This window comes from Actinoplanes octamycinicus, assembly GCF_014205225.1.
Taxonomy (GTDB): domain Bacteria; phylum Actinomycetota; class Actinomycetes; order Mycobacteriales; family Micromonosporaceae; genus Actinoplanes; species Actinoplanes octamycinicus.
Genome location: NZ_JACHNB010000001.1, coordinates 2,481,504 through 2,495,465, shown reverse-complemented (window position 1 = coordinate 2,495,465; position 13,962 = coordinate 2,481,504). Strand labels below are relative to the sequence as shown.

Here is a 13,962-nt window from a genome sequence, read left to right as displayed (position 1 = left end):
GTTTTGCCATGAGCGTGCTGGAGCAGGCGGCCGCGGCCCGGATCGCCGCCATCGACCTGGCCGGGGCCACCCGCGCGGAGAAGGACGCGGCGCTGCTGCTGATGGCCGACCGCCTGGTCGAGCGCACCGACGACATCGTCCACGCGAACGCGGTGGACGTGGCGAACGCCCGGGAGAACGGCACCTCCGAGGCGATCATCGACCGGCTCGCGCTCAGCCCGGAGCGGGTCGCCGCGATGGCCGACGGCCTGCGTCAGCTCGCCGCCCTGCCGGACCCGATCGGTGACGTGGTGCGCGGCTCCACCCTGGCCAACGGCTTGGAGCTGCGGCAGGTCCGGGTGCCGTTCGGGGTGGTCGGCATGATCTACGAGGGCCGGCCGAACGTGACCGCCGACGCCGCCGGCATCTGCCTCAAGTCGGGCAACGCGGCGCTGCTGCGCGGCTCCCGCTCGGCCTTCTCGTCGAACGCGGCGATCGTCGCGGTGCTGCGCAAGGCGGTCGCCGACGCCGGCCTGCCGACCAACACCATCCAGCTGCTGGACGCCACCACCCGCGACTCGGTCAAGGAGCTGATGCGCGCCCGCGGCCTGGTCGACGTGCTGATCCCGCGCGGCGGCGCCGACCTGATCAAGACGGTGGTCGAGCAGTCCACGGTGCCGGTGATCGAGACCGGCGTGGGCAACTGCCACGTCTACGTGGACGCCGACGCCGACCTGGAGAAAGCGCTGGCCATCACGATCAACTCGAAGACCCAGCGGAACTCGGTGTGCAACGCCGCCGAGTCGCTGCTGGTGCACGTGGAGATCGCCGACTCGTTCCTGCCGCTGGTGCTGGAGGAGCTGGGCGCCCGGGGCGTCACCGTGCACGGCGACCCGCGGGTGGCCGGGTACAGCGACGACGTGGTCCCGGCGACCGAGCAGGACTGGGGCCGGGAATATCTGTCGGCCGACATCGCGGTCGCGGTGGTCGACTCGCTGGACGACGCGCTGGACCACATCCGGCAGTGGGGCACCGGGCACACCGAGGCGATCGTCAGTGAGTCGCTCGGCGCGACCCGGCGCTTCGTGGCCGGCGTGGACGCGGCCGCCGTGGTGGTGAACGCGTCGACCCGGTTCACCGACGGCGGCGAGTTCGGCTTCGGCGCCGAGATCGGCATCTCGACGCAGAAGCTGCACGCCCGCGGGCCGATGGGGCTGCCCGAGCTGACCTCGACGAAATACATCGTGACCGGCAACGGGCACACCCGCTGAGCCGCTAGAACTCCACGTCCGCCGGGCCCTGCTCGCTGACCGGCGTCGAGCCGGCCAGGCTGTTGCCGAGCAGGTCCCGGACCGGCCCGGAGACCCAGGACATCGTCCCGGCCGCGTTCAGCGGCTGGTTCGTCTGGGCGCCGCTGGTGATCGGGTTGCCCAGGGTCACCACGACACCGTTGCCGCTGACCGTGAGCGTCGCCGCCAGGTCGACCGGCGTCTTGTTGAAGTAGCCGTTGGCGCCGGAGAGGGTGACCGTGCCGAGCGGGATCGCGGCGCCGCCGGACGTCCAGAAGGTGATCCGGTCCGGGGTGCCGCGGCTGATCCGGGCCACGATCGGCTGGCTCGGGACGCCGGTCCAGCCGGTCACCACGGAAGCCGGGTCGATCGGCTCGGAGTAGGTCAGCTCCAGCGTGTCGCCGGCCTCGATCCGGCCGGCCGTGCCGCCGGACCGGTTGACCGCCTGCACGTCCACCATGGCCGGTGGGGTGGCGTCGACCCGGAACGTGCTGGTGGTGCTCGCGGTCCGGCCCGCGGTGTCGGTGGTGACCACGTGCAGCACGTAGTCGCCGTCCGCGAAGTTCCCGAACGGGAACGGGATCTGCCAGGTCGCCAGGCTGCCGGTGGCGCTGAGGAACTGCTCGGCGGCGCCGGTGAAGGCGCTGCCGGTCCAGTATCCGCCGCCACTGCGCTGGATGCTGACCTGCACGGTGGAGAGCGAGCTGCCGTTCGACGGGGTGGCCGTGCCGCAGAAGCCGGTGCAGTTCTTCGCCCAGGTCGCCGGGCCGTGCTTGCTCCCGGCGGCCGGGAAGGTGACGGCGGCGGCGCCGGGGGTCACCACGGTCGCGACGGTCACCGGGGCGGCGACGCCGGCCCGGCCGGACCACCCGCCCTGGACGGCGCGGACGGCGTACTGCCAGGTGCCGTCCGGGACGGAGGTCTCGGTGCAGCCGGTGGACTCGCGCAGCCCGGAGCATCCGGCGCCGATCGTCTCCGGAGTGGAGCTGCCGGGCGCGTACCGGACGACCCGGTAACCGGCGGCGGCCGTACCGGAGGTCAGGCCGGCCGGCAACCAGTCCACCCGGACCGACGAGCCGGTCGCGGTGGCGGTCACCCCGGTGACCGAGGTGAGTCCGGTGGCCCGGGCCAGGGCCTGCCCGGTGCCGTGGGCGGCCCAGGCGGCGAACGCGACGCCGGGGTCGGCGAGCAGGGTGACCGCGGCCAGGCCGGCGGCCGGGATCGCGGAGGCGGCACGCGGCAGTCTCATCGGCCGTCCTTCCACGCGGTGACGCTGAGCCGGAGGGTGAAGGTGGCGCCCTGGCAGGCGTCGGCGACGGTGCGCGGCATGCTCACCGGGAGGTAGCCGATGCTCGCCTGCCGGCCGGCGCCGATCCGGGCCGGCAGCGCCGGTGTGCCGGCGTAGCGGCCGATCGTGAGGTTGGCCGGCGCCACCGCGCAGCCCTTGCGGCTGGTCGCGGTGGCCCGGCCGGAGACCGCGATCAGCTTGATCGGGACCCGGTACGGGTTGCGCACCACGACCGTCATCCGTCGCTCGGCGCCCGGGTAGAGGCCGGCGACCGCGAGGCCGCCGACGCCGAGCCCGGCCGGTCCGGCCTGCCCGGCCAGGGTGGCCTCGACGGAGACCGCCGGGTCGTCCCGCCGGGCCGCCGCGCCGGCGCCGATCACCAGCACCGCGGCCGCGACCGCGGCCAGTGGCGTGAACCGCATGCCTCCCCCTCTCCCGGGCTACGACGACCGGCCGGTGGGACGTGCTTCCCACCGGCCGGAGACGGACGATCAGGCAGCGGCGCTGACGCCGGCCAGCGTGACCGCGACGGTGAAGGTGGCGCCCTGGCAGCCGTCCTCGGCGTCGGCGACCATGTGGACCACCTTGGACAGCGTGAAGGTCTTGCTCTCGCCCTTCGGGACGTTCAGCTGCAGGCCGGCCTGGTTGGCGAAGCTGACGTTGGCCGGCGCGCACGAGCCGCCGGTGGTGGTGACGGTGATCCCGGTGCCGGTCACCGTGGTCACCTTGACCGGGTAGTTGTTCGGGTTGTGGATGGTCAGCGTGGCGTCGCCGTCGGCGCCCGGGTAGAGGTCGCCGACGACCGTCACGTTCTCCGTGGTGAGCGCCTGCGCGGTGGTTGCCTTGGCGGCGGCGGTGCCGGTGCCGGAGGCGACCCAGGCGGCGTAGGCGGCGCCGGCGACGGCGGTCACGGCGACAGCGGTACCGGCGACGACAGCGGTCTTCACGGACTTGCGCATGGAGTGGCTCCTCGAAGAAAGATCGGGTCTTCGCAGGCGCCGGTTTCGCTACTGACTCCCCGCTGAACTGGAGCGACCATCGTTATCGCCCAGCGGATCCTCGTCTCGCCCAGGCCCCGTTGCGGGCCTGCACCAACTATGGGGCAATGCCCGATTTTGCCCTATAGCCCCTTATTGCCGGGAGTGACGACGGGCGGGGGCAACCGGGTAGCCGTTCGGGTGCAGTCCGGTGGCGCCGGGTGCAGTTCGGTTGCCGATCTTGACACTGCGTCCTCCCCGCCGGGCAGCGGGCTCGCGAGGAGTCAGCGGCAGGCGCGGAGCGCGGTCAGCGTGATGTTGACGTCGAAGACCGGGCCCTCGTTGCTGTCCCAGCCGCCGTCGGTGCGCTGGGTCTCGGCCAGCCTCTTCCACGCGTTCCGCAGCAGCCAGTCGTCACCCAGGTTGACCCGGCGCAGCGCGGCGGCCATCGCGGCCACGTCGGCCGGCGACATGTCCGGCAGGCGCTCGCCGAGAACCTGCTGGACCCGGGACGACTCGTAGAAATACTGCTGCTGATAGAGCAGGCCGGCGGCGTGCCACCCGGCGGCCAGGAAGGACGGCCAGGTCCCGTCCGGCCGCAGCTGGCCGGCGACGAAGGTGGCGGCCGAGCCGAGCACGTCGCCATAGCGCCCGCGGGTCTGGTAGGGATCGACCTCGACGGTGGCCGCGGTCAGCCAGAAACCGGCCACCGAGGTCAGATAGAGGGTGGCCTCCGGGTCGCCGGGCAGCGCCCACGCGGGCGCCTCGCCGGCCAGCAGCTCGTGCTCCTGCCAGGTGCCGTCCGGGCGCTGGGCACCGGCCAGCCAGTGCAGCGCGCGCTCGGCGACCGGGCCGGCCCGCAGGCCACCGAGATCGTCGAGCTCGCCCAGCCGGAAACAGGTCGCGTCCACCGAGGGAACCTGGCCGTCGGCGGAGGCGGGCCACCCGCCCTCCGGCATCTGGCCGGCGGCGATCCGGTCGATGATCTCCGGGGAGGCTGGCTGACCGGTCCGCAGGTAGGAAAGGCGCGCACGCTCGACCGGGTCACCATGGGCCACGACGTAACCGATCGCGGCATCGATATCGACCACGGTGGAGACGCTACCCGCCGATTCTGTGTTTCGCCGTCACGTTCGGACATCTGTCGCAATGGTCCGATTCCAGCGGCGGACTGTCACACTTTCGGAGGCCGACGCCGTGGGCGCCGGCCTCCGAGAGCATCAGTAGGACGGGAGCGACGGGTCGACCGTGTTGACCCAGGAGACGATGCCGCCCTGGACGTGCACCGCGTCCTTGAAGCCGGCCGCCTTGAGCGCGGCCAGCGCCTCCGCCGAGCGCACGCCCGACTTGCAGTGCAGCACGATCTGCCGGTCCTGCGGGAACTTGGCCAGCGCCTCGCCGGAGAGGATCTCGCCCTTGGGGATCAGCACCGCGCCCGGGATCCGGTTGATCTCCCACTCGGCGGGCTCGCGGACGTCGACCAGGAACACGTCCTTGCCGGTGTCCTGCCAGTCCTTGAGCTCACGAGCGGTGATGGTGGAGCCGGTCACCGCCTCCTGCGCCTCGGCCGAGACCGCGCCGCAGAAGTCCTCGTAGTCCTCGAGCAGGTCGGTGACGGTCGGGTTCTCCCCGCAGAGCGCGCAGTTCGGGTCCTTGCGAACCTTGATCTTGCGGTACTCCATCTCCAGGGCGTCGTAGACCATCAGACGGCCGACCAGCGGCTCACCGATGCCGGTGATCAGCTTGATCGCCTCGTTGACCTGGATCGAACCGATCGACGCGCAGAGCACGCCGAGCACGCCGCCCTCGGCGCAGCTCGGCACCATGCCGGGCGGCGGGGGCTCCGGGTAGAGGCAGCGGTAGCAGGGACCGTGCTCCTCCCAGAAGACCGAGGCCTGGCCGTCGAAGCGGTAGATCGAACCCCACACATACGGCTTGCCGAGCAGCACGGCGGCGTCGTTCACCATGTACCGCGTCGCGAAGTTGTCGGTGCCGTCGACGATCAGGTCGTACTGGCTGAAGATCTCTTTGACGTTGTCGCGGTCCAGCGCGGTGTTGTGAATGACCACGTTGACCAGCGGGTTGATCTCGGCGATGCTGCGCGCCGCCGACTCCGCCTTGGGCGTGCCGACGTCGGAGACGCCGTGGATCACCTGGCGCTGCAGGTTGGACTCGTCGACCGTGTCGAAGTCGATGATGCCGAGCGTGCCCACGCCGGCCGCGGCCAGGTAGAGCAGCGCCGGCGAGCCGAGGCCGCCCGCGCCGACGGCGAGGACCTTGGCGTTCTTCAGCCGCTTCTGCCCGTCCATCCCGACATCGGGGATGATCAGGTGACGCGAATAGCGGCGGATCTCGTCGACGCTCAGCTCGGCGGCCGGCTCGACGAGCGGGGGCAGAGCCACAGTTCACTCCCCGGGTTCGGTGGTAAGGATCGTCGCCCATTCTCGCTCGTCCGGCGCCGACTTGCCCATGACGTCGGACACGGGCCCGACATGCGGGATCCGGAATATTCCGGGCCCCACGCGGATCAGGGGCGCGGCTCCCCGGTGTACCGCTTGCCGCCGCGGAACGGCCAGGCGTTGCGGGTGCAACCCTCCAGACCGTACGTCTGCGGCAGCATCACCGGCGCCGGCCGGCCCTCGCCGGGGCAGCCCTCGTGACCGTGCCCGAGCTGGTGGCCGACCTCGTGATTGATCACGTACTCCCGGTACTGGTCCAGCTCACCCCGGTAGTCCGGGATCGCGGTGGCCCAGCGCTCCGCGTTGATCACCACCTCGCCGGGCAGCCGGCACGAGGTGAACCCCTCGGTGTGCAGGCCGCCTTCCGCGCACATCTGCTCCGACGTCTTCGGCGTGGCCAGGAAGACGGTGAACTCGGCGTCCCGGTCCGACTTCGGCACCCGGCGCAGGCGGAGCTTGCCGCTCCCGATCCAGCTCCGGCCGTCGCCCAGGGTCCGGTCGATCGACTCGGCGAAGTCGGCCGGCTCCACCCCGGTCACCGTCTCCTCCACGGCCACCCGGAAACGGTGCAGCTTGCCGGCGTCACCGAGGATCGGGCCGCGCCCCTTGGCGTACCGGAAATCGCCGGGCTGACCGGCAGCCGGCGGTGCACCCTGCGCCGAACCGATCTGATCCGTTCCCTTCTCCGCCTCCACGCTGCCCGGTTGCGCGCCGCCGATCGGCTCGGCCGCGCGCTGCGCGGTCTCCCGGTCGACCGCGGCGGGTCGCTGCCGGTCCCGCAACTCATGGCCGACGATCACCACCAGGGCCACCACCATCGCGTACGCCAGGGAGGTGATCAGGCGGCGGCGACGCCGCAGCTTGCGGGCGGACGGCGTCAGCTCCGCGCGGCCTTCCGGCTGGCCGTCGACATCCGGCGGCGGGCTGCTCCGGTCGATCTCGACAACCGGTGACCCGGACGACTCACCCACGGCCGGCATCCCGTGCGACTCACTCACGGCCGACGGCCCGTGCGACTCACCCACGGCCGGCATCTCCTGCGCCTCACCCACGGCCGGCGCGACGGCGGGCGACCCGATGGCGGACGTGCCCTCGTGACCGGCGACGTGCTCGACGCCGCGCGGGACTGCCAGTCCGGTCTCCTGGTCGATGATCTCCGGGTAGGCGGCCTCCGCGTCGTCGGCCCGGTGCGGGATCGCCTGCTCAGGAACCGGCGGCTCGGCCCGGTGGTCGGCCGGATGCCAGAGCCCGTCCGGGATCTCCGCGGGCAGGCGGAGGCTCTCCGGCAGGCCGGGCCGCGGATGCTCGCCGGTCGACCAGAACCAGGCGGCGTCGTGCGCCTCCTCGGCCTCCGGCTCAGTCCACGGCTGGCCGGTGGCGGTCACCCGCGGAATCTCGGCGGTGTCCGGCGCGGTGTCCTCGCCCCCGGCCGGCAGCACCGCCCGCGAAGTCATGCCCACCTCACCGTGCCGGGCCGCTTCGCCCTGCAGGGCCGCTTCGCCCTGCAGGGCCGCTTCGCCCTGCAGGGCCGCTTCGCCCTGCAGGGCCGCTTCGCCCTGCAGGGCCGCTTCGCCCTGCAGGGCCGCTTCGCCCTGCAGGGCCGCTTCTCCGTGCCGGGCCGCTTCTCCGTGCCGGGCCATTTCTGCCTGCCGGGCCGCTTCCGCCTGCCGGGCCGCTTCCACGATGGGGTACGCGGTCGCCGCGCCCGGCATCGAAGCAGCGGTGGGCGACTCCGCAGCCGGGTGAGGCGCGGAGTGCGCCGCATCCGTCGCGAGGCCGGCGTCCGCGGTCGATTCCCGGTGGGCCGCGCGCGCCTGGGCATCCGCGGTTGCGGCGTCCGGCATCGCGCTCGACGCCCGGCCCGCCGATCGGTCGGCGCGGGCAGGCGCGAAGAACCCCGACGGGTCCGGCCGGCTGGACTGCTCGGGCTGGACCAGGCTGGCCTTCAACGGGCGCACGACCGGACGGCGGCGGCTGGACCGCGCCGGCGGACGGTCCGCCGTCTCCTCCGGCTCGGCAGGCGCCTCGTGCACCTCCGGCATCGACGCATCGGCCGAGGTCAGACGATTCGTCCGGGTCCGCCGCGAGGACGCCGGCCAACCGGCGCCGGACTCGGCACCGGTGGCCTGATGGCGCGGGTCCGCCGGCGAGTTCGCGTGCGGCGAGCGGTGCAGGTCGGCAGCGTCCGAGGGGACCGCCGAGCCGCGGTGCCCCTCGGGCGCGGGCGCCGGTCGGTACGCGTACGCCTCGGGCGCGGCCGGTGGGTGGTGCAGGTCGGCCGGCGGCGGGGGCGTCGGCGGACGGACCGCCTCGGGTGGGCCGGCCGGCGGACGTGACGCCAGGGGCGGCCGGGAACCCGAACCGGGGCGGGTGCCCGCGGCCGGCATTCCGGTGCCGCGCGGCGCGGAGCCGCCCAGCGAACGCCGGCGCGTGGCCGGGCGGGGCGTCTCGTCGACCGGTTCCGGCTCTTCCGGCTCGGGCTCCGGCTCCTCCTCGGGCGGGGTGGCGCGAGCGGCGGCCAGGCGTTCCGCGGCGAGTTCCAGGATTCCGCGGGTCATGCCGGGTGGCAGGCCGGTCTCCGGGTCCACCGGGATCGCCTCGGGCTGCGGCTGGGCGTGCCGCGCGGCCGAGTGCCGAGCCGGTGCCTCCACCGGCGGCTGCGGCAGCACCGACGGATCAGCGGACTCCACCGGTAGCGCGCCCGGAGAAATGACCGGGGACAGCGGCGAGGCGGCGGGCGACGGGCCGGCGGGCGACATCGGTGAGGCGGCCGGTGGCTGGTCGGCTCGGTGCCGGGCCGAGGATTCCTCCCCGGCCGATCGGTGCCGGCCGCCCACCGGGCCGAGCGGTTCGGAGCTCCGCCGGTGCCGGCCTCCGCTGGTGCTCGAATCGTCCGGGTCCGGGGCGGCGTGCAGCGCCGGGCGCTCCGGCCGGATGACGGTCTTGCGCGGCGTCGCCGGCGTGCTGGCCGGAACGTCGGTGGAGAGGGTCTTGCGAGGGCGCGCGGCTGTCCCGGTCTCGGCCGGCACGGCACGGCTCCGGGCCGGCGCGCTCTCTCCGGCAGCCTGCCGCCGCGCGGCCGACCTGCCGTTGCTCGCCGACTCCCCGGAACCGATGCGCTTCGCGGCCCGGCCCGCTCCGGTCTTGCCGCCAGTCGTCCCGGCGACCGCTCCCCCGACCACCTTGCGGCCGTTGGACGCGGCACCCGCCGCCTTCCGGCCGGCGGAGTCGGCGGCCGCGCTTCCGCGCGCCGCGGAGTCGGCGGCACTCCGGCGGGCGGACGCATCGGTGGCCGCGGACTTCCGGCCGGCGGCATCCGCGGCAGTCTTACGGCCGGCGGTGTCCGCCGCCGCTGTCTTACGGGCACCATCCACGGCCGCGGACTTGCCGGCGGCAGCCGCCGCCGCGGACCTGCCGTTGACGGCCGCCGACGTGGACCTGCCGGTGGCGGCAGCGGCCGTGGACCTGCCGGTGGCGGCAGCGGTCTTCCGGGCGGCGGCTGCGGATTTGGCGGCGGAACTGCGGGTGGCGGCGCCGGTCACCGTCGAGCGGGAGCCGGCCGCGCTGGTCGCGGTGGTCGATCGGCCGGTCGCTGACCGGGTCGTCGACGACCGGCCGTTCGGCGATGGGGCCGGCTCGGTGGCCGCCTTCCGGGTCCGGGTGGACTTCGCGGTGTCGGTCGGGGCCGTGATGACGGCCTTCGCCGACGTCGCGGTCGCCGCGGACGTCGTCTTCGATCGGGTTGGCTCGTTGCGGGCACGCCGGCCGGTGGCGGGCGGGTTCGCGCCGGTCGCCGGATCAGGGGAGGCATTTGTCGCGTTTGCCATAACAAGGGCCAGCCTGCCACGACTCGCCGCCCGTCACAGGAGAATCGGATTCCCCAGCGGAAGAACCGCACCCCACCGCCCCGCCCACTCACGCCAGTCGCCACCCACGTCGCCCGCCGGGCCGCCCGGGACTGAGGCACCCCGCGCGACCCGGCCCCGGCGAGCCTGCCGCGACGCGGAGCGGGTCGGGCACGTCAGCCCGGGGCGGGACGGCTCCGGGCGTACCACAAAGCGGCGACCGCAGGCGAAAGCGGCCTCGCGCTCGACCGCGGACCTGACACCGTGCTCGAAGCCGAGGAGGCCTCGCGCGCGACCGCGGACCCGAATCCGTGCTCGACGCCGAAGCGGCCTCGCGCGCGACAACGGACCTCGGAGAAAGACGGGGCCGAGCTGAGCGAGATAGGCCGGGCTGAGAATGGGGCTGGGTCAGAGGGCGGGGCCGGCCAGCGGTTTGTTGTTGAGGCGGGGCCAGGCGTAGGGGGCGCACCCGCGCGTGGTCAGCGTCTGCTGGACCATCACCGGGGCCGGGCCGCCCGGCTTGGGGCAGCCTTCGTGGTGGTGGCCGAGTTCGTGACCCACCTCGTGGTTGATCACGTAGTTGCGGTAGGTGGCGAGCGGGACCTTGGCGTTCAGGTAGGGCTTGGACGACTTGCGGTAGCGGTCCAGGTTGATGATGGCCTGGCCGGTGGCGCGGCAGGAGGTGTAGGGCACGCCGCCGATCCGGATGTTGGTGCCGCCCCGCTGGCACATCCGGCCGGCCGTGTCCCGGGTCGCCAGGTAGACGGTGAAGTCGGCCTTCTCGCCCGCGCCGGCCATCTGCAGGCGCAGGGTGCCGTTCCCGACCCAGCTGCGCGGGTCACCGAGCGTGCTCACCACCTGGGCGGCGAACGCCTCCGGGTCCTCGCCACTGCCCTTCTCCACGGCCACCCGGAAACGGCGGACCGGTCCCTTGCCGCCGAGGATCGGGCCGCGCTTCACCGCGTACTGGAAAGTGCCGGAACCGTGCGCCGGGACCGCCCCGGAGATCTGCAGGATCTTGGGGTCCACCAGCGGTGACGTGGGCGTCGGCGAGGCCGGGGCCGAGGTGGCTTCCAAGATCGGGGAGGACGCGGAAGGCGAAACCGACGGGGAGGACGACGGGGCGGGCGGCGTCGCGGCCACCGGGGCCGGATCCGGCGAGGCGGCGGCACGGACCACCATCGTGACGACGGTGAGCAGGACCATCGTGACGGCGAACAGGGCGAGCCACCACTGCCGCCACCGGTCATCCGCGGGTGGCGGCGTCTCCGGTTCGAGCACGGACGCGACAGGAGCGATCATCTTGCGGTCGAGCCTCGCACATCAGGGCGACCCGCACCGACCCGAATCGATCTTGTGAGACGCGGATTATGCCGCCTCGTCGAGCATCCCGGCGATGGCCCGGGCGACCAGCCGGGGCACCTCCATCTGCGCGACGTGCCCGACGCCCGGCAGGATCAGCAGCCGGCTGTCCGGGATCGCCTTGGCCACCTGGACCGGCACCCGGGGATCGACCAGCTTGTCGTTGAGCCCGCCGATCACCAGCGTGGGCGCCTGCACCCGGGCGGCCAGCCGCCACTGCGAGTTGACCCCCGGCAGGTACGCCCGGAGGAAGCTGCCGACCAGGCCGCGCAGGGTGCCGAGGTAGGCCCGCGGATAGTGGGCCACCGTGTAGCGGAGCTGAATCTCCTCCATCGCCTCGGCCCGGCGCTGCGGATGGACCTTGGTGGTGTCGCCGAAGCAGGCGGCCAGCACCTGCTCGGCCATCTGCTCGGCGGTGATCCGGGTCAGCGCCCAGGCCATCAGCCGCTCCGCGCCGGGCAGCGCGAGCAGCGGCAGCACCGGGCCCTGCGCGGTGCGGCGCGGGTCGAGGAACGGCATCGCCGGGGAGACCAGCGTGAGCGTGCGCACCAGGTCGGGGCGGAGCGCGGCGACCCGCACCGAGATCGAGCCGCCCAGCGAGTTGCCGATCAGGTGGACCGGGCCGCGGCCGGACTCCTCCAGGTAGTCGATCAGGGTGGCCGCGAAGGCCGGGATCGAATAGCGCGGGCTCGGGTCGCTGTAACCGAAACCGGGCAGGTCGACGGCCTGGCCGTCGAACCGGTCGGCGAGCAGGCCGGCCAGGTCGGTGAAGTTCTGCGACGAGCCGCCGAGACCGTGCACGTAGACCGCGGGCTCGGCGTCGGGCCGCAGCGCCGGGGTGTCCCGGACGTGCAGCATCGCGCCGCCCACCCGGACCCGTCGGGCGGGCCAGGGCGGCGGGACCTCGCCCTCCGGCAGCACCGCGGTGTCGCCGGCCAGAACCGCGCCTCTCATCAAGCCAAGAGTGCCTCGACGCGCCGGTTGACCGCGGCCAGTGTGGCGCGGACCATGGCGTGCCGATCGTCACCGGTGACCACGGCGGAGCCGGCCAGCTGCTCGACCCAGCCGCCCCCGCAGGAGAGCAGCAGCACCACGACGGCGACCTGGGTGGAGCCGAACGAGACGGCGGACGCGTGCTCGACGAAGCACCGGGCCGGCCCGTCCGCGTGGGTGGAGGCGGAGAGCAGCTCGTCGACCGCGCCGGCGGTGGCGGTGGCGCAGAGCCGCAGCAGGTAGCCGTCGACGGCCGGGCCGGTGGCGACGCCGGAGGCGGTCCGCTCGCCGGCGCGCAGCCGCACCTCGACGGTGGCGTCCGCGCCGAACGTGTTGACGTGCACGTTCTCGATCAGGACGCGGGGGCCGGGGCGGTCGCCCGGGTCGAGCGGGCGGGGCTGGTTGAGGTCGCGCGGGCGGACCACGGCCTGCGGGGCCGGCGCCGGGGGCGGCGAGACCGGCGCGGCGGGAGTCACCGGGGCGACCGGGGCCACCGGCGCGACCGGCGGCACCGAGACCGGCGCCGCGGACACCGGGGCCGGGGCGGGAGCGGGAGCGGCGGCCGGGGAGACCGGCTTGACCGTGGCCCGGGCCGGCCGGGGAAGCTGTTGCGGCACCGGCGGGGCGGACAGCGCGCCGGGCATCGCCGCGTCCAGGCCCATCCGCTCCTGGAGCAGGCGGGCGACGTGCCGGCTCACCTCGGCGGCGTCGGCGCCGTCCGCGAGGTCCAGCCGGAGGCTGTGCGCGCCGGCCGGGGTGGCTTTCAGCGACGCGTCGCGCACGCCGGCCACCTCGCGCACCGCGGCCAGGATGGCCTGCACGTCGAAGCCCTCCTGGCGCTCCTGCGCGGGCACCACGTCGCCACGGCGCAGGTGGGTGGCGATCCGCGCCAGGGCGGGCGCCTCAGCCGATGGCTCCACGGACGGCGGCTCCGGGACTCGGGGCACGTCCGGCTGGGCCGGCACGCGCTGGGGCAGCGCCCCGCTCGGCTCGTCCAGCGCGGAGCTCGGGCTCTCGGGCGGATAGGAGGGCGCCGGCTCGTAGGGCCGGCGGGTGAAACTGCTGGCATCGTACGTCGGCAGGCCCGGGCGGGGCTCGTTGTCCACCGATCGCTGGTCCCCCGCCGGTGCGGTGGGCTCCACCCGGGGCAGGCCCTGCGCCAACGTGTCGTTGAGCAGCGCGTGCCGGGAGCGGATCGGTTCGGACGGCGCGTCGGTACGGCTCAGTGGATCTCCCTGGGTCGGACCCGGCGGACCTTGCCGGGTCATCGGCACGGCGGCGCGCTGCGCCGGCGGTGGCACGGCGCCACGGTACGAATCGTCGAGGTCCCCCTCATAGGGGAAGGGCGGCGCGCTGGACGGCGCGGGCGACGCCGGATCGACCTGGCGCGGCCGGTGACCGAGAATGTCAGCGAGCCGGCTGCGATCGCCGGGCCAGGACGGCGGAATGTCGGTGTTCCCGGAAGGGGGAATCTCGGTGGGCTGCGACAGGTCCCCGAACCCCGGGGGAGGCGGCACCTGGGCCGGCACGGCCGAGCTCGGGGCGGGTCCGAAGGGGCGCTCCGGGAACGGCTGGCGCCCGGCCGGGCCACGCCGCCACGGCGGCACGTCACCGTCCTGTTCCAGCGCCGCACCCGTGTTCGACCACGGGGTTTCCCCGCTCGCCCAGCCGTTCATCCGATTGCGGTCATACGCGTCGGCACCGTTGCCGCCACCCGCGGCTCCGGTGTCTCCGGAATGCCCTGTTTCATCCACCGCGTGCTCCTCGCTC

General features: G+C 74.2%; 10 protein-coding genes. 1 reads left to right on the top strand and 9 read right to left on the bottom strand.

Features of this window, described 5'->3' with window-relative positions:
* Positions 1-8 precede the first annotated feature (8 nt).
* Positions 9-1,250, top strand: a complete 1,242-nt coding sequence (locus BJY16_RS11195) for a glutamate-5-semialdehyde dehydrogenase (protein WP_185039378.1) — start codon at positions 9-11, stop codon at positions 1,248-1,250.
* A gap of 4 nt (positions 1,251-1,254) precedes the next feature.
* On the opposite strand, the gene BJY16_RS48355 is transcribed toward BJY16_RS11195, so the two are convergent.
* The 9 genes from BJY16_RS48355 to BJY16_RS11150 all read right to left on the bottom strand — a co-directional run bounded on the left by BJY16_RS48355 (position 1,255) and on the right by BJY16_RS11150 (position 13,868).
* Positions 1,255-2,517 carry a hypothetical protein gene (locus tag BJY16_RS48355; protein WP_185039376.1) on the bottom strand — a complete coding sequence of 421 codons (1,263 nt, stop codon included), beginning with the start codon at positions 2,515-2,517 and terminating at the stop codon, positions 1,255-1,257.
* Positions 2,514-2,978 (bottom strand): hypothetical protein, encoded by a 465-nt coding sequence (locus tag BJY16_RS11185; RefSeq protein ID WP_185039374.1) that lies wholly within the window; start codon positions 2,976-2,978, stop codon positions 2,514-2,516. The genes BJY16_RS48355 and BJY16_RS11185 overlap by 4 nt, the downstream gene beginning before the upstream one ends.
* Positions 2,979-3,047: 69 nt before the next feature.
* Positions 3,048-3,515 carry a hypothetical protein gene (locus BJY16_RS11180; protein ID WP_185039372.1) on the bottom strand — a complete coding sequence of 156 codons (468 nt, stop codon included), beginning with the start codon at positions 3,513-3,515 and terminating at the stop codon, positions 3,048-3,050.
* Positions 3,516-3,817: 302 nt separating this feature from the next.
* Complete coding sequence (locus BJY16_RS11175) at positions 3,818-4,624, bottom strand: prenyltransferase/squalene oxidase repeat-containing protein (protein WP_185039370.1); 807 nt, start codon at positions 4,622-4,624, stop codon at positions 3,818-3,820.
* 129 nt (positions 4,625-4,753) lie between these two features.
* On the bottom strand, positions 4,754-5,935 hold the full coding sequence (moeZ, locus tag BJY16_RS11170) for an adenylyltransferase/sulfurtransferase MoeZ (RefSeq protein WP_185039369.1): 1,182 nt from the start codon (positions 5,933-5,935) through the stop codon (positions 4,754-4,756).
* A 125-nt stretch (positions 5,936-6,060) separates the two neighbouring features.
* Positions 6,061-9,819, bottom strand: a complete 3,759-nt coding sequence (locus BJY16_RS48350) for a DUF3152 domain-containing protein (RefSeq protein WP_311775312.1) — start codon at positions 9,817-9,819, stop codon at positions 6,061-6,063.
* A 426-nt stretch (positions 9,820-10,245) separates the two neighbouring features.
* Positions 10,246-11,139 (bottom strand): DUF3152 domain-containing protein, encoded by an 894-nt coding sequence (locus BJY16_RS11160; RefSeq protein ID WP_185039366.1) that lies wholly within the window; start codon positions 11,137-11,139, stop codon positions 10,246-10,248.
* Between the two features lie 66 nt (positions 11,140-11,205).
* Positions 11,206-12,153, bottom strand: a complete 948-nt coding sequence (locus BJY16_RS11155) for an alpha/beta hydrolase (protein ID WP_185039364.1) — start codon at positions 12,151-12,153, stop codon at positions 11,206-11,208.
* A complete protein-coding gene (locus BJY16_RS11150; protein WP_239177848.1) occupies positions 12,153-13,868 on the bottom strand; it encodes a Daple in 1,716 nt (571 codons plus the stop codon). Before BJY16_RS11150 ends, BJY16_RS11155 begins: the two co-directional genes overlap by 1 nt.
* Between the last annotated feature and the right edge of the window lie 94 nt (positions 13,869-13,962).

What these genes read in the sequence shown, in the direction of transcription:
- BJY16_RS11180 (WP_185039372.1), bottom strand. Translation starts at nt 3,515, where the DNA reads ATGCGCAAGTCCGTGAAGACCGCTGTCGTCGCCGGTACCGCTGTCGCC.
- BJY16_RS11160 (WP_185039366.1), bottom strand. Translation starts at nt 11,139, where the DNA reads ATGATCGCTCCTGTCGCGTCCGTGCTCGAACCGGAGACGCCGCCACCC.
- BJY16_RS48350 (WP_311775312.1), bottom strand. Translation starts at nt 9,819, where the DNA reads ATGGCAAACGCGACAAATGCCTCCCCTGATCCGGCGACCGGCGCGAAC.
- BJY16_RS11195 (WP_185039378.1), top strand. Translation starts at nt 9, where the DNA reads ATGAGCGTGCTGGAGCAGGCGGCCGCGGCCCGGATCGCCGCCATCGAC.
- BJY16_RS11185 (WP_185039374.1), bottom strand. Translation starts at nt 2,978, where the DNA reads ATGCGGTTCACGCCACTGGCCGCGGTCGCGGCCGCGGTGCTGGTGATC.
- BJY16_RS48355 (WP_185039376.1), bottom strand. Translation starts at nt 2,517, where the DNA reads ATGAGACTGCCGCGTGCCGCCTCCGCGATCCCGGCCGCCGGCCTGGCC.
- BJY16_RS11155 (WP_185039364.1), bottom strand. Translation starts at nt 12,153, where the DNA reads ATGAGAGGCGCGGTTCTGGCCGGCGACACCGCGGTGCTGCCGGAGGGC.
- BJY16_RS11150 (WP_239177848.1), bottom strand. Translation starts at nt 13,868, where the DNA reads ATGAACGGCTGGGCGAGCGGGGAAACCCCGTGGTCGAACACGGGTGCG.